Origin of the sequence: Rubeoparvulum massiliense (assembly GCF_001049895.1) — a bacterium.
GTDB lineage: Bacteria > Bacillota > Bacilli > Rubeoparvulales > Rubeoparvulaceae > Rubeoparvulum > Rubeoparvulum massiliense.
In genome coordinates this window covers 274357-290147 of the sequence record NZ_CVPE01000004.1, presented here as the reverse complement: position 1 = coordinate 290147, position 15791 = coordinate 274357, and the positions used below count along the sequence as shown (strand labels likewise).

Below are 15791 nucleotides of genomic sequence, written 5' to 3'. Positions count from 1 at the left end.
ATAAATGCTCAAGCATATAGAATAAAATTTGGAGAGCGCTATAAAATGGCTCAGTGCAACGAATTGTTCAACTTTGGTAACAGATCTTGAATGGATCATTGGATATAATAATAGAAGATAAGAGATGTCATAGGGGAAATAACGGAGAGGTGGGAGAGAAATGTCGATCATGGGAAGTTGGTTGGAAAGTTTAGCAGAGCCCTTTACAATCAACGCTTCTTGTTTACGTACAGTAAGCCCATTTAGTCATTGTGAGAAATGTCTTCATGCATGTCCAGAAGAGGCCATTAAACTGGAGAAAACAGAGATGAGGATTGAGAGTGAGCAATGCACAGCTTGTGGTCAGTGTATCCCTTCCTGTCCAGTACACGCCATTGAAGGGAATGTCCCGAAACGGGATGTGATTGAAGGCATTCTCCTCTATGAGCCTACCTTTACCCCTACCTATTTAGAATTGCTCTATTATTATCACAAGGGTGTACAGAGCATCTATCAAGAAGAGGGGGTTATTCCAGAGAGCTGGGAACTAGAAATGAAGGAGGCGAATCGTATTCTGAATGAGATGGCGTTACCTCCTATTACGATTACGAAGCATCGTCCTGATAAACGGGACGTAGTGATGAGCAGGCGGCAGCTCTTCTCCTTCTTTTCTGCAGAAAGTCGAGATATGCTAGCATCCACCGTTACTCCGGCAAAGTGGCGGTTTAATCATGAAGCGTTCTCCTTACATCGAGCATTTCCAGACTGGCAGTTTTATCAAGTAAATATGGATCCTGAACATTGTATCCTTTGTATGTCCTGTATTCGTACCTGTGCCATGAAGGTATTCCAAATTGAAGGGGATCAACTGATGATCCATCAGGAGAAATGCGTAGGCTGTAATCTTTGCGAGGATATCTGTCAAGAGGATGCAGTACATGTTCACGAACTGATTAAAGAGAAAGAGACAATTCAGCACCAACTATATCAACATCGTTGTCCGTCCTGTCATCTTCCTTACTATAGCTGGAAGGAAGAAAATGAGAAATGCTTTGTCTGTGAACGGATGGTGGGCATACGTGGGAATAGCTTATTTTAATTGAATGGTATTGAATGGTCATGATCAAAACTCCTTCCATGTGGAAGGAGTTTTGTCGTAGAGATAACATTTTTTTGCTATGATGGAATCAGACAAGCGAATAAAAAGGGGTGGCGATTCTGAAGCGACGAATGAAATTGTCTCTTAGTATACTCTTAATAATCGGGATCTTCTTGCTCACTAGTCCATCCATGCTGACAGAATCACAGATAGTATTAAAACAAGTGGCCATTCTCATGGTAGATGAAGGCCGAGAAGAGAAATGGGCTGGATTCCACCAGGCTCTCACAGAGTATGGCTGGGTGGAAGGAGAGAATGTTCAGTATACAATCTATCGCCTCTCGCAAACGGAACAGGTGGAGCTAGCAAGCACGGCGATGCAAATCGTTGAGAGCACCCCTGATTTAATTGTTACGATGGGGGGTATCGAAACCCTGGCGATCCGTGAGGTAAATGAAACCATTCCTACCGTTTTTATCGGTGTAGCAGCGCCGCAGGAATGGGGATTGGTCAAGCCTCTCGACGCCATCATAACAGGTGTGTCCAATGGCCAATATGAGTTATTAGGGAAACGCTTAGAATTAACTGCTAGACTCTACCCTAATCTGGATGAAGTCTGGGTAATCGTTGATCCTTTAGCGCCGCCTAGCAAGGTTCATCTAGCGAAGGTGCAGGAAGAAGGGAGAAAGCTCAACCTTCATTTAGTAATTAAAGAGGTACGACAATTTTCTGATCTGCAGCAGCTCACAGCTAATTTGCCTAGTGGGCGGCAGATTGCCTTATTTCCCTTACCTAGTTATCTACTGGAGGAGAATCTTGTAAAATTAATGCCACAGTGGATTAAGCATCATCTATTTGTAATGGGTGCCAATCCGAAGCAGGTAGAAGCAGGGTTATTTGCAGCCTATGGTTCTTCCTTCTATGATCAAGGTTTTCAAGCTGCCAGACTGGCTGCGAAGATACTACATGGGCAAGAAGTGAGCCAAATTCCTTGGGAGCTACCGGATCAAGTCCAGTACGTAGGAAATATCACATCCCTACGTTCCATCGGCAAGGAATTGGATGAGCAGGAGCGATTATGGTTTGATGGGGTGGTGAGATAAGTGAAGGGACCAGCCTATTGGTGGAAAAAGATTCGCTTTCGTGTCCTACTTTTCGGTCTCATCATGTCTATTGTTCCCTTCCTCTTGTTAGGAATCTGGAACGCGAATTCGAGTAAAGAGCAGTTGATTCTAGAGATTGACGAGAAGAATCAGCTCCGTTTAGAGCGTGCTACACAAGAACTTCAATTAGAGCTAGAACGCATGATGGACCAGCTTGTTTCCATCACCCGAAGTCATCCGTACTCCACCTGGCAGGAGGAGGATTGGCTCGCCTTTATCATGACGCAGATTCCCCAGATTGAGCGGATCACGTATTTGAATGATCAGGGATTTGCTAAGGCAACGGTAGATCGTTGGGATGTAGTAGCTACACTGGAGCACTTCGCTCCCTTAACAACAGATGCGTGGCAACAGCTCGTCGCAGGATCTATCTACTACGGTGATGTCTATATCAATCCATATCAGAAGCCCCTCTTTTCTATGGCCATACCACTCTTTGCAGCGGATCAAACCGTGGTTGCTGCCATTGATATCAATATAAATATTCGCCAACTATTGAATACCATCTCCGTTCCCGTACCAGGGGTCAATTCTTCTGTCTACCTGCTCGATGGCAATGGCAAGTTGCTTGCTCATAGTGATCAAACGCGTTTCTTATATGAGAAGGTGACAACGGAAAATCAGTATGCCAACTGGTTAGAGAAGGCAGAACCCATCGCAGGTACTGATATGTTTAAGGCTCTCTATTCGACAAATGGTAAGGAACAGCTGGCCTATTATCGCGAGATTCCCCACCTCAATTGGATCGTAGTAGTAGAGCATTCAAGAGCAGCAGAGATGGAGGCTGTGGAGCGACTACAATTTAGCCTGACATCGTCGGCGGTCTTAATCGCTTTTTTCGTTGCTGCATTAAGCTTTTTCTTTGCGAATCGCTTTTCACGACCCATCGAGGTGCTAGAAAAAGGGGTTCAACGGGTACGGGCAGGCGATTACACCTATCAAATCGAAGAGATTGAACAACGTGACGAGATTGGCAGATTGGTGGAGTCCTTTAATCAGATGACCGCTCAGCTCCGAAAGCAGAACGAATCACTTCAAGCAGAGAAGAAACGCTTAGATCAAGTGGTAAGCGGTTTAGGAATGGGTCTAATTCTCTTCGACGAGGATCGAAACATCATCTGGGTGAACAAGACCATCGAACGTTGGTTTGGAGTAGCGACTCAGCTGGTTGGGCAGCCCTGTCATCAAGGACTGGGGATGAATTGTCCTATCCGTGATATCTGTCATATCTATCCCTTTCAGGGCTCACTACAGCAGGATGGTAAGGAAGAGGAGATTACATCGGTGCAAATCATTCATGGACGCAAACGTATCATCTCTCATCGTCTCTTTCAATTAGAGGGTGGATCATCTACGCAGACGGCTGACCGTGTCCCTGTCCTTGAAGTATTGGAGGACGTTACCAACAAGAAGGAGATGGAGATGATGGTGCGACAAGCGGACAAGCTATCTGCCGTTGGACTTCTCTCCTCTGGTGTGGCTCATGAGATTAATAATCCTTTAAATACCTTGGCTTTATATACCGATGATTTACTGGATCGTATTCAGGAAGAGGATGTGGCTGTACTGAAGCGAGAAGGAGAGCTTTTTCATTATCTCCAAACGATGAGGAAACAGATTGATCGCTGCAAGAATATTACCGATAATCTCCTGCAATTCTCGCGCAAGAATAATGAAGGGAAGGAGATCTTTTCACTAACGGATACCCTTCATGATGTGCTCTTGCTTTTGCGATATACCATGAAAAAGAAGGAGCTTGAACTGTCTGTGGAGCTGGAGGGCAATGAGCTCCTCGAAGCGAGCAGAAGTGAGGTTCAACAGGTTCTGCACAATTTGATTAGCAATGCCATCGATGCAGTTCCCGTAGGGGGCTGTATTGTGATTAGTTCTTCACGAACACCAGAATGGCTAGCAGTTAACATCCAAGATAATGGCTGTGGAATTTCGGAGGAAGATCTCCCCTATCTCTTTGATCCATTCTATTCAACAAAGCCAGTGGGAGAAGGGACTGGCCTTGGGATGTATATTGCTTATGGAATTATGGAGCGAATGGGTGGAAGCATACAGGTTCAGAGTGAACCCAATGTAGGAACCACGGTGAGCCTACTTTTTCCACGTGTAGAGGATGAAGGGAGTGAAGGTTTGGATGCAGGTACCCATCTTGATCGTTGATGATGAGGAAGAATTTAGAACCATGCTCGCGCAACGTCTTCAGCGCAAAAACTATCAATGCTTTACTGCAGCAAATGGTGTGGAAGCCTTGGCTCTTTTGGCAGAGCGGGAGTTTGCTGTTGTCTTGAGCGACATAAGAATGCCACAAATGGATGGACTCACCCTTCTGGAAGAGGTGGAGAAGCTGAAGAGTGGTACACAGGTGATCATGATTACAGGGCATGGAACCATTGAGACAGCCATCGAAGCCATGAAGAAAGGTGCATATGATTATGTTACGAAACCCATTCAAGTACAGGAATTAGAGGTGCTATTAAGTAAGGCTGCTGAGAAGTATCATCTTTATCGGGAAAATCTTCATCTCAAGGCTGTCCTCCGCGAGCGTCAACCAGATACCTCGTTGATTGCCGTCTCTCCACAGATGAAATCACTATTAGTGAAGGCGGAGCGTGTGGCTATCACCAATAGTCCTGTTCTGATCACCGGCGAAAGTGGAACAGGGAAAGAGTTAATTGCTCAATATATCTATCAGCATAGTAATCGGGAGGCGCAACCATTTATGCCCATCAATATGGGGGCCCTTCCTGAGCAATTACTGGAGAGTGAGTTATTCGGCCATGTCAAGGGAGCCTTCACTGGGGCTAGCCAGGAGAAGCATGGCTTGGTGGAGATCGTGGATCAGGGTACGCTACTATTGGATGAGATCGGGGATATGCCTTATGCATTACAGGTAAAATTACTCCGCTTTCTTGAATCAGGGGAGTTTCGTCCTGTGGGTGGAACACGGATTAAGAAAGTGGATGTCCGTGTGATTGCAGCCACCAATGCCAATCTGGAGGATAAGATCGCTGCAGGTCAATTTCGTGCCGATCTCTATTATCGTCTGAATGTAATCGAACTGCGAATTCCACCACTTCGGGAACGGAGAGAGGATATTTTACCGCTAAGTAATTACTTCCTACAGAAGAAAAGCATACAGTTCCAAGAGGAGAAGGAGCTAAGCAAGGAAGCAGAGCAAGCTTTACTCCATTATGACTTTCCTGGTAATGTACGGGAGCTCTCGCATATGATTGAGCGGGGCATCATCCTCTGTCCCGGACGGTTTATTGAGACAGAGCATCTTGGTTTTCCTCAAGCATCTGAACTCTTTAGCAAAACATTAACACCGCTGAAGGAGATGGAGCGGCAGCATATTCTAGAGGTTCTGAACTTCTGTCATTGGAATAAGACGAAGGCAGCTGCCCTATTAGAGATAAGTGTACGGAATCTCTATCGAAAGATCGAAGAGTATGGCTTGGAGCCAAAAGATCTATCAAGGAGTTCATTCTGATCTGACAGTTTGGCAGGGAGTATGACATTTTGTCATACTCTTTTTTTTGATCATGGCGCGAAAACGAGGAAAATGGGGACCAAAATGTTGGCATGATCTTTGCAATGTTCTTATAGTGAGGGAACACCTAATTTCTCAGCGAGAAAATGTGAAAAAAGACACAAAAACGTCACAAATAAGTGGGGAAGATGAACAGATAGGAGGGGTTGTCAATGTCGAAACAGCAGAGTCCCAAATGGGTTATGGTCATCGATCTGCAGAAATGTGTAGGTTGTGATACGTGTACTGTTTCTTGTAAGGCGGAGAATCGTACACCACCAGGTATTTCGTACAACATTGTCATGGAGGAGGAACGAGGTGTATTTCCTAATGTGAAACGGGTCAATATTCCTCGTCCCTGCATGCAGTGCGATAAGCCAGCATGCGTTCAGGTTTGTCCAACACGAGCTACCTACAAAATGGAGAATGGAATCGTCACCATCGATAATGATCGTTGTATTGGCTGCCGCTATTGCATTGTTGCTTGTCCTTATGGAGCCAGATCCTTCGACTTCGGCGAAAGCTACGAAGATGAGATGCTTGGCTACAATCAGATTACCAGTCCAGAGTATGGAAAGGATCGTGGTGAACGGAAGGCTGGTAAGGCACCCATTGGTACCGTACGAAAATGTAATTTCTGCTTTCATCGCTTAGAACGCGGTGAGGAGCCAGCCTGTGTGGAGACCTGTATCGGGGATGCTCGTTACTTTGGGGATATCAATGACCCGGAGAGCATTGTTTCAAAGCTCGCTGCGAGTCCACGAGCATTTCGCTTGAAGGAAGAGTTAGGGACACAGCCAAGTGTCATCTATCTAAAATAGGGGGGAGAACCATGGAGGAGATTTTACAAGGTCAACGGCTGATTAAATCGAAGCAGACCAACTTCAATGGGTGGATCATCACGTTAAGCCTATTATTTCTTGCAGGTGGCTATTTTATCGCAGAACGTCTCATTCGTGGCTTAGAGGTGACCAATCTAACCAGTTCCATGCCATGGGGAGCGTGGATCGCATTCTATATTTTCTTTGTAGGGCTCAGTGCTGGCTCTTTTCTACTCTCTTCACTTATCTATGTGTTTAACATGAGAGAATTTGAGAAGGTGGGTAAGGCTGCCTTATTCACAGCCATCATCTGTATGGTGGTAGCAGGCACCTTCGTTTTCGTGGATCTCGGTCGTCCTGAACGAGTACTAAATGCAATCATCTTTTGGAATGTAACCAGTATTCTTTCCTGGGAGGTTCACTTCTATATTGTCTATGTCCTTTTGCTCTCGGTAGAGCTCTATATCGCCATGCGTGAGGACCTAGTGAGACTACGTACATCAGAGACGATTAAAGGGAAAATCGCCCGTCTCCTCACCAGTAAAAAGAGTGTCATCTCAGCCTATACCCAGAAACGCGACCATCTCTGGATGAAAATTTTGGGGATGATCGGTATTCCACTCGCTATCTTCGGAGTACATGGTGGAACAGGGACATTATTTGCGGTGGTGAAGGCCAGAGTAGGTTGGAATACCGCATTGTTCCCCATCATTTTCGTTGTCTCGGCCATGGTCTCGGGAACAGCACTCTTGCTTGCCATGTATATTATTAAGCGCAAAGCGCAACGGAAGTCCATCGATCAGAAGATGGTGCAGAAGCTCTCTGCCTTGATGATCGCCTTCCTCATCGTGGACCTAGGTCTACAATTCTTTGAATATCTCGTTGGTTTCTATGGCTTAGAGCATGAGCATCTTGCCACCTTACGAACTACCATGGCTAGTCCATTCTCCTGGTCATTCTGGGGAGTTCAACTCTTCTTAGGCTCACTTATTCCCATCGTTCTCTTCTTCTGGAGGCGAACGCGTACATCGGTGAATGCCATGTTAGCAGCAGCCATACTCATTGTAATTGGGATTATCGGGGTACGCTTTAACATTGTTGTACCTGCGCTCATCGTTCCACTCTTTGATGGCTTGCCTGCAGGGTATTATTATCCAACTCTAAGCGAATGGATGAGCACCATAGGGATCATCGCCTTTGGCTTACTTCTCTATACCTTCGGAGAAAAAATCTTACCAATCGATGATGAGAATCTACAGAATGGAGGGTTACAGCATGGAGAATAAGGGGATCAGTCGTCGCCGATTCTTAAAGGGATTAGGTGCCATTGGTGGTGTGGCCGTGGTGGCCCCTGCATTTGTGGGACCTGTTAAGCAAACCATCAATGGTGTCTGGGGAGATCTTCCCCATGGTGTAGGAGCAGCTACGCAGGATTATACCGCAGAGGATGTCATCTTCACCACCTGTGAGCAATGTAATACCCACTGTACCATTAAGACTCATATTGTCTCTGGTGGAGAGAGTGGTCCTTACACCTCCTTGATTCGAAAAATCTCAGGCAATCAGTATAGTCCTATTACTACCGTGCCTTACGGACCCATCCCCTATGAAACACCCATGGATGAAGGGGTGAAGGGATTAGGCGATGTAGCCCGAGATAGCCATGGCTTACGGGGAGGTCGTACCTGCTTAAAGGGCCAAGCTGGAATTCAGATCGCCTATGATACCTATCGTGTAAAAAAGCCGCTCAAGCGGGTAGGAAAACGGGGGAGCGGTGAATGGAAGACCATCAGCTGGGAAGAAGCCTATCAAGCGATCATTGAAGGCGATCCGGAATTAGGAACACCAGGCTTGAAGGAGATATGGGCTTATGTACCAGAAAAGCCAGTGATGGACGATTGGACGAAGGTAAAAGCTGGTGAGATGAGCTTTGAAGCCTTTGACCAGAAATATAAGGATCTGTTAATTGACACGAAGCATCCTGATTTTGGCCCCAAGTCCAATCAAATAGGGATTATGGCAGGGGACCGTCGTGATTTTATTGAACGCTTTCTGAACAGCATGGGGACCGCCAATTATTTTCACCATGGTGGAATCTGTGGAATGAGCAGTGTCATGGGGAATCAGCGCTCCTATGAAGGGAAGAAGAAGAAAAAACGACAGTATGTTGATCTGGATCATATTCAATTCATGATCGTCTGGGGCACCAATCCATTGGTCGCCAATAAAGGACCCACATGGTTGGCACCACAGATTACCAATGCATTACAGCGTGGAATGAAGATGGCGGTGATTGAGCCAAGGATGAGTAAGACTGCAGAAAAAGCCGACCATTGGGTACCGATCAAACCAGGTACGGACGGAGCATTAGCGCTGGCCATGGGACGCTGGATTGTGGAGAATCAACGCTATGATCTAACCTATCTCCTCAATCCCAACAAAGCAGCGGCAGAGCTAGATGGAGAGCCAACCTGGAGCGATGCTACCTTCTTAGTAGACGTGAGTAAGCCCAATCGTCCCAAGCTACGAGCCAGTGATCTTGGTATCGGTACTGATAAGCAGTATGTGGTATTGGAGAATGGCCAACCTGTTCCCCATGATCTTGCTCAAGAAGGGACGCTAGAGGTAGATACCATTATCGGGGAGATTCATGTGAAATCTGCCTTTACCCTCTATAAGGAACGGGTCATGGAGAAAACGCTCGAAGAGTATGCTGACATTACAGGCATTGATGTAGAGACGATTATCCGCTTAGCGGAGGAGTTCACCTCCCATGGGAAACGAGCAGCTACCATGGTCTACCGTGGGCCAGCTATGCATGGGAACGGATATTATGCCTCAAGGGCCATCGCTATTCTCAATCACCTACTGGGTAATTATGATTGGAAGGGTGGCAACATCACTACAGGCGCTTTCTATAAAGAGGTAGAAGGACGTTATGATCTTCTAAGCGTTCCCAATGCGAACACAGGCTGGGGTCTCAATGTGGCTCGTTATCTCTCGAAATATGAGAAGAGCACCCTGTTTGAGCGCGATGGCTATCCTGCTCGTCGCCCCTGGTTCCAATTTGGTGCGCATACGGTCTATGAGGTTTTACCATCCATTGCAGAGGGATATCCCTATGGCTTGAAGGCGCTCTTCATTCATCGGATGTCACCGGTCTTATCTTCACCACTGGGTCGTAATCAAGCGAAATATCTCGCTGATCCAGCCATCCTACCCTTGGTAGTGGCATCCGATGTGCAGATTGGTGATACCTCGCAATATGCAGACTTTATTTTACCGGATACGACTTACCTGGAGCGGTGGGGATGGGAGGCTATTTATCCCAATATCAAAACCAAGTTTGCCAGCGTCTTTCAGCCAGTTACTCGCGTCTATCCAGATGTGTTATCCTTTGAGAATGTCTTGATTGAGCTTGGCAAACGGATGAAGTGGCCTGGTGTTGGTGAGCAAGCCTTCCCTGATGGTAGTCCGCTCCATGAGGAGTTAGATTACTATTTAAAACGTGTGGCCAATATTGCCTTTGATGAAACACCGGTACCCGATGCCAGTGATCAAGAGGTAGAGATCTTTATCAAAGCGCGGCAAAAAGCCTTAGGTAAATATTTTGTAGTGGAGCGTTGGCAGCAAGCGGTAAAGCCAGAGGAATGGCGGAAGGTGCTCTTTGTTCTGAATCGTGGTGGCCGCTTTGAGGGTTCAGGAGATGAGTACCGCGGTGAACACGTGAAATATGGCTTGTATGCGCAAGCCAATTTCTATGATGAGGGTGTAGCTGGTGGGCGTAATAGCTATCATGGAGAATTCTTCGACGGGATCCCACGTCATGAAGAGATTCAATACTATAATGGCGATCCTGTACAAGCGAAATATCCTCTCCAATTTATCAATTGGAAGTCACGCAATTTGGGCACTACCCGTACTGTAAGCAGTGCCTGGTTACGGGAGGTACGTGCAGATAATTATCTCTGGATCAATCCGTTGGATGCTCAGAGTCGCCAGCTAAAGACGGGGGATCAGGTAAAGGTGATTGCTGATGGACATACAGCTCTGGCAACGATTCTTGTCACGGAAGGGATTCGTCCAGGCGTGGTAGGATCCGCTTATAATATGGGACAGTCTGGTTATGGTGTAAATCGTCCTAGTATCGACGGAGCGCAGATGAAGTCATTGCCTACCTATGGACATATCCCATTCCGAACGAATCAGCCAATGAAGGAGGAGTCGGGGTACGCAGGAGGTCGTGAAGCAGGCTTTCGCATTAATGAATTATTGATGCCTGATCCCAGCTTTACAGATGGAACCATCGTGGATCTTATCGGTGGTGCCCCTGGTCAATTGGATCTCTTTGTGGAGATTACGAAGGCGTAAACACATCGGAAGCATGGAGGTGATGAGAGGTGAAAATTGCAGAAGATAAAGTGCAATTTCCCCTTGAAGAATTGAATCGAGGGAGACAGATAATCTACCAAATGTTCGCTCATCTATTTCTCGGAGAATGGAAGCAGTGGGAGCGGGAATTGGCAGTTGTCGCTGAAGAAATCCAATGGTTTAAGACGCTAGCATCAAAATATGATGATGAACAGGTCCCCTTTATCTTTGAGCAACGCTTTATGGTACCTGGTCCATATTATATTCCTCCCTATGCATCCTATCATCGACGTCAGTCTGCACAGAGGGAAGGTGTTTCCCAAGGGAGTCTGCACGAGGTGACGAAGCAGGAATTGCTTTCTCTCCTTGAACTCTATGAGCAGATGAAGTTCTATCTTCCGGTAGAGAGAGGAGAGCAGCCTGACCATCTTAGTATGCAGTTCCGTTTTATTCAATCCTTAATCGCTTCAGAAGAAGAAGGATATGAAACTGGTGATAGGGAGTACCTACGACAAATTTATCAGATTGAAGTCCGGTTTATTGAACAGTATCTTCAATCATGGCTTCCCAGGTTTTGTGAGAAGCTGTTAGCAGCAGAATCCCATCCCTTCGTCCAACAGATTGCAGCGTTTATCCCATCGTTTATCGAAGAAGATTATAAGGAATTGAGACAAAATTTAGCGTAGAGAATGGATAGGACCGGCGGCTTATCAAAGCCAGCTGGTCCTTTTCTGATCTCGACCAATCGTGACGGTTTCGTGAAATTAAACGATGAAGATTGTTCTTCCCATGTCAACCTGCTACAGTGGTACTGAGATTACAAGAGTATCACGATTCTTATACAATATTTTGACGTAGAGCGTGCTATGATGATAGGGATAGGTGAAAGCATCTAATAATATGGGGAAGGACGATAGTCATGATCAATGGAGAAATACATCCAAGTAGCTGTGAGCAGTTGATTGTCCAACTCTTAGCAGGTAAGGGTCTACAAGGGATTGCTGACTTCCTTAGTGGCTATACACAGCGTTCCATTATGATTACTGATTTGACGAACCATGCTCTTGCATCAGCAGTCTTCCCAACAGTGCCTTTACAGGGACATGCGGTTACAATTTCTCCCGATGAGCTTAATCCACTTCAATGGGATGTGGATTGTGAATCGGTTCACTTTAGAGCTCACCGCTTTGAGATCGCAGCTCATAATCAATGCGTTGGGTCACTCCTTATCTCTGTAGAGCAGATGGGCGAAGCAATTGATGAACCTGTCCAAGGAATTATTACACTAGGTCAAAGTGCAGCCTTACTTTGTGGTCTAGAATATAAGCGTCAGGATGAACTGAAGCAAGTGGAGCGTCAATACAAGGAAGCATTTCTCTTTGATTTACTATATAGCAATTTAAAAAGCAATGAAGAGATTATTGCTCGAGGGAAGCTGTGGGGATGGGCTCTGGCTTCTCCCCATGCGGTGATGGTTATGGAAGTGGATCATTATCAAAATGTAGCCCGTGATAATCAACTCGTAGCTCAACTGTACAATATGGTTGAGATTGCCCTGCTTGACTTTGGAGTTTCTCCCATTCTAATGAAGAGAAGAGGCACAGTGATTGCCATTGTGGCCATTCAAGGGAAAAAAATGCGTGAGAAGAAAGAGAAAGTTTCTACACTCATACAGGCGATTCAGAAGCGAATGACTCCTTTTATTGCAACAAATCGGGCCATTTGGTTTGGCATTGGTCGGGATTATGACCGACCAGCGGAGTTATTTCGAAGCTTTCAGGAAGCAAAGGTGGCCCGAGAGTTCTGCGAAATCATGAATCTCCCTAATCAGCTTGCCTATTTTATTGAATTAGGCTTCTCACGGATCATTTATAATCATGATCTTCAGGAGCTAAAGGAATTCTATGACGAAACACTAGGTGAACTGATCACATATGATCAAGAACATGATACGGAGTTTGTAAATACCTTACGGATCTATTTAAACAATGATGGAGATATGACAGAGACAGCCAATCAGCTCTTCTTACATCGTAATACCTTACGCTATCGCCTGAATCGGATTGAAGAAATCTTAGATGTAAGACTATCCGAGGTTGAGACACAGCTAAATCTGGTCACCGCATTTCGTATTCAGAGTGTTAAACGGTTATAGAAGGGCCTAGGAAGAAGGTGTTTACACCATGACACAATTGGATCATATCAAGCGTAATGTCTGTCCACGTAACTGCTATGGTACCTGTGGCATTCTCTCCTATGTTCAAGGTGGTCGTTTAGTCAAGGTGGAGGGAGATCCGAAGCACGGCTTCTCGCAGGGACATCTATGTGCCAAGGGATTTGCTTTCACTCAATATGTTTATAATGAACAACGTTTAAAGACGCCACTCTTACAAACCCCACGGGGATCAGGGAACTGGGAGCCCATTTCCTGGGAAGAAGCGTATGAACGGATCGCCCAGAAGATCCTTGAACTGTCTCAACGCTATGGGAGTAACCAGGCGTTGGGCTATGATATGTTTTGCGGTAACCTAGGTCAGTTACACCAAGGCGCAATTCCAGCTCTTTTTAATAGTATGGGGGCACATACGAAACTACAGGGTAATGTTTGCCTGGCAACGGGGAGAAATGCGCTCATTGATCAGGTAGGACGTGCTGATTCACCAGATCCTGAGCTCATGGCAGTTGATCAGTTAATCGTAATTTGGGGTGGTAATCCAGCCCATACCAATGTACAGCAGATGAAATATGTCTATGAGGCTCGTAGCCGTGGTGCTTATCTTGTGGTAATTGATCCTCTCTACACAGCCACAGCCGCCAAAGCAGATCTCTATTTACAAATTCGACCGGGTACCGATGGGCTTCTTGCCTTGATGATTTTGAAAATTCTCTGGAAGCAAGGAAGCCTCGATGAAGAATGGTTAGCATCCATCGATGGCTGGCATCCACTGGCACGTTACCTAGATGAAGTAGTGAGTATGGAGATGACGGAGGAGATCACAGGCGTTCCTGTTGAGGGTATCAAAGAATTAGCTCATCTTTATGCTCATTGCCATCCATGCTCTACCTGGGTGGGATTCGGTCTCCAACGTCATGCCAATGGAGGACAGAATGTTCGTGCCATCCACTCCTTGGCCCAACTACTCCATCCAAAAGCGAGTAAATTCTACTATTATGCAGCGATCATTGATTGGTTTCCCAATCCACTGAAGAATCATCCAACTCCCAACCTAGATGATAAGGAGAATATGCGTTACCTGGATATCAATCATTTCGCCAAAGAAGCGTTGGCATTACAGCAACCACCGCTGAAATTCCTCTGGATCGCCTTGCGTAATCCATGGTCACAAGGTCAGCACCTAAATGAATTGGCTCGATTATGGGAGCAGCTAGAGCTAGTGGTGACGGTGGATCTCTATATGAGTCAGACCGCTGAACGTTCAGACATCGTCTTGCCAGCAACAACACACTTCGAAGAGTATGACTGCAATGTAGGGTATTGGCATCACTGGATCGGACTAAATGAGCCTGCTATTCCACCTTATGCTCAGGCCAAAAGTGATCTACAGATCACATGTGAATTGACACAGTATCTGAATCAGCTTTCACCAGGATTCTCTAATTTTCCGTCTCATCTAACGGCAAAAGACTGGTTGGATCAGCTCATTTCACCAGAGATCTGCCAATTGTTTGGAATCTCTTCATGGGAGGAGCTACGAGAGGGACCACAACATCTTCGGGAAGATCTCTATGAGAAGAGATTGATGGAGCAGGGGATACCCCCTTTTGCTTTATTCTCTGAACGTGCAAAAGGAAAGGGAAGACCTGCTCTACCGATCTATCTTCCAGCTTACAGGGATCATGAGTATCCCTTTCAAGTTCTCACGCCGCAATCCCTGCTCCAATGCCATTCCCAATATGAACGCCTTCCATGGCTTCATCGAGAAGAGAATGATGAACGTGTACGTATGCATCCGGAAACAGCTGCAAGGAGAGGTCTACAGGAAGGGGATTTCGTGAATCTATACAATCAGCTTGGCATGGTTCAGCGGGTGGTTCATCTTGATTCCATGTTGCCTGAGGACATTCTGGTCACTGTACAAGGAGGGGCGGATCCTATTAATCAGTTATTATCGAGAGAAGGGAAACGTAAGGAGCGACAACGGAATCGCTTCGATTATAGTAGTGATTTTTATGACCTATTCGTAGAGATGAAGAAGGTTAAGGAAGGAAGCTCCGTATGAAGCAATGGGGATATCTATTTAATGAGGACGCATGTATCGGATGTCGTGCCTGTGAGTTAGCTTGTCATAATAAAAATCAGACATCATCAGAGGTTCGTTGGCGTCGGGTTACACCCTTAGCGAATGGGTCATTTCTCTCCCTCTCCTGTAATCACTGTGAGAATCCTGAATGCTTTCGTGTCTGTCCACAGCGAGCATTTGTGAAACGATATGATGGAATCGTGTTGATTAATTCTGATCTATGTAATGGGTGTATGCTCTGTGTCTCGGCTTGTCCATACCATGCACCGCAATATGATCCAGTGAAAAATCGTGTAACCAAGTGCAATTTATGTGTAGAACGTATCGATCAGGGAGAACTGCCTGTGTGCATAGAAGCATGCACTACTGGTTCCCTTCAGTTAATCGATCTGAATGATGAGCAAACTGACGATACAGTTGATAGGATTGAAGGAATGCCGGATATCCGTCTTACTCGCCCATCCATTCGTTTTTACCCAGCTCAGCAGCGAAAGAAATTCTTGTTAAAGATACACTCAGATGATGAGTCAAAGAAGTGAAATCGAGCACCAGATC

Annotated in this window: 11 protein-coding genes; all 11 read left to right on the top strand. The window is 45.9% G+C overall.

The window, feature by feature from the left end:
• The first annotated feature begins 160 nt into the window (after positions 1-160).
• The 11 genes from BN1691_RS03995 to BN1691_RS03945 all read left to right on the top strand — a co-directional run bounded on the left by BN1691_RS03995 (position 161) and on the right by BN1691_RS03945 (position 15775).
• Positions 161-1078 (top strand): 4Fe-4S dicluster domain-containing protein, encoded by a 918-nt coding sequence (locus BN1691_RS03995; RefSeq protein ID WP_048600926.1) that lies wholly within the window; start codon positions 161-163, stop codon positions 1076-1078.
• 131 nt (positions 1079-1209) lie between these two features.
• Complete coding sequence (locus BN1691_RS03990) at positions 1210-2181, top strand: ABC transporter substrate-binding protein (RefSeq protein WP_082146989.1); 972 nt, start codon at positions 1210-1212, stop codon at positions 2179-2181.
• A complete protein-coding gene (locus BN1691_RS03985) occupies positions 2182-4413 on the top strand; it encodes a PAS domain-containing sensor histidine kinase (protein ID WP_048600924.1) in 2232 nt (743 codons plus the stop codon).
• Complete coding sequence (locus BN1691_RS03980) at positions 4376-5743, top strand: sigma-54-dependent transcriptional regulator (RefSeq protein WP_231638338.1); 1368 nt, start codon at positions 4376-4378, stop codon at positions 5741-5743. Before BN1691_RS03985 ends, BN1691_RS03980 begins: the two co-directional genes overlap by 38 nt.
• A 212-nt stretch (positions 5744-5955) precedes the next feature.
• The gene (locus BN1691_RS03975; protein ID WP_048600922.1) at positions 5956-6603 is read left to right on the top strand and encodes a 4Fe-4S dicluster domain-containing protein; all 648 of its coding nucleotides are present in this window, start codon (positions 5956-5958) and stop codon (positions 6601-6603) included.
• Positions 6604-6614: 11 nt separating this feature from the next.
• On the top strand, positions 6615-7889 hold the full coding sequence (nrfD, locus tag BN1691_RS03970) for an NrfD/PsrC family molybdoenzyme membrane anchor subunit (RefSeq protein ID WP_048600921.1): 1275 nt from the start codon (positions 6615-6617) through the stop codon (positions 7887-7889).
• The gene (locus BN1691_RS03965; protein WP_048600920.1) at positions 7879-10974 is read left to right on the top strand and encodes a molybdopterin-dependent oxidoreductase; all 3096 of its coding nucleotides are present in this window, start codon (positions 7879-7881) and stop codon (positions 10972-10974) included. The genes nrfD and BN1691_RS03965 overlap by 11 nt, the downstream gene beginning before the upstream one ends.
• Positions 10975-11003: 29 nt before the next feature.
• Positions 11004-11660 carry a TorD/DmsD family molecular chaperone gene (locus tag BN1691_RS03960; RefSeq protein WP_048600919.1) on the top strand — a complete coding sequence of 219 codons (657 nt, stop codon included), beginning with the start codon at positions 11004-11006 and terminating at the stop codon, positions 11658-11660.
• Positions 11661-11893: 233 nt separating this feature from the next.
• On the top strand, positions 11894-13129 hold the full coding sequence (locus BN1691_RS03955; RefSeq protein WP_048600918.1) for a PucR family transcriptional regulator: 1236 nt from the start codon (positions 11894-11896) through the stop codon (positions 13127-13129).
• A gap of 28 nt (positions 13130-13157) precedes the next feature.
• The gene (locus tag BN1691_RS03950; RefSeq protein ID WP_048600917.1) at positions 13158-15215 is read left to right on the top strand and encodes a molybdopterin-dependent oxidoreductase; all 2058 of its coding nucleotides are present in this window, start codon (positions 13158-13160) and stop codon (positions 15213-15215) included.
• Positions 15212-15775: a 4Fe-4S dicluster domain-containing protein gene (locus BN1691_RS03945; protein WP_048600916.1), complete on the top strand. Its 564-nt coding sequence runs from the start codon at positions 15212-15214 to the stop codon at positions 15773-15775. Before BN1691_RS03950 ends, BN1691_RS03945 begins: the two co-directional genes overlap by 4 nt.
• The last annotated feature ends 16 nt before the right edge of the window (positions 15776-15791 follow it).

What these genes read in the sequence shown, in the direction of transcription:
- BN1691_RS03995 (WP_048600926.1), top strand. Translation starts at nt 161, where the DNA reads ATGTCGATCATGGGAAGTTGGTTGGAAAGTTTAGCAGAGCCCTTTACA.
- BN1691_RS03990 (WP_082146989.1), top strand. Translation starts at nt 1,210, where the DNA reads ATGAAATTGTCTCTTAGTATACTCTTAATAATCGGGATCTTCTTGCTC.
- BN1691_RS03975 (WP_048600922.1), top strand. Translation starts at nt 5,956, where the DNA reads ATGTCGAAACAGCAGAGTCCCAAATGGGTTATGGTCATCGATCTGCAG.
- nrfD (WP_048600921.1), top strand. Translation starts at nt 6,615, where the DNA reads ATGGAGGAGATTTTACAAGGTCAACGGCTGATTAAATCGAAGCAGACC.
- BN1691_RS03965 (WP_048600920.1), top strand. Translation starts at nt 7,879, where the DNA reads ATGGAGAATAAGGGGATCAGTCGTCGCCGATTCTTAAAGGGATTAGGT.
- BN1691_RS03955 (WP_048600918.1), top strand. Translation starts at nt 11,894, where the DNA reads ATGATCAATGGAGAAATACATCCAAGTAGCTGTGAGCAGTTGATTGTC.
- BN1691_RS03950 (WP_048600917.1), top strand. Translation starts at nt 13,158, where the DNA reads ATGACACAATTGGATCATATCAAGCGTAATGTCTGTCCACGTAACTGC.
- BN1691_RS03945 (WP_048600916.1), top strand. Translation starts at nt 15,212, where the DNA reads ATGAAGCAATGGGGATATCTATTTAATGAGGACGCATGTATCGGATGT.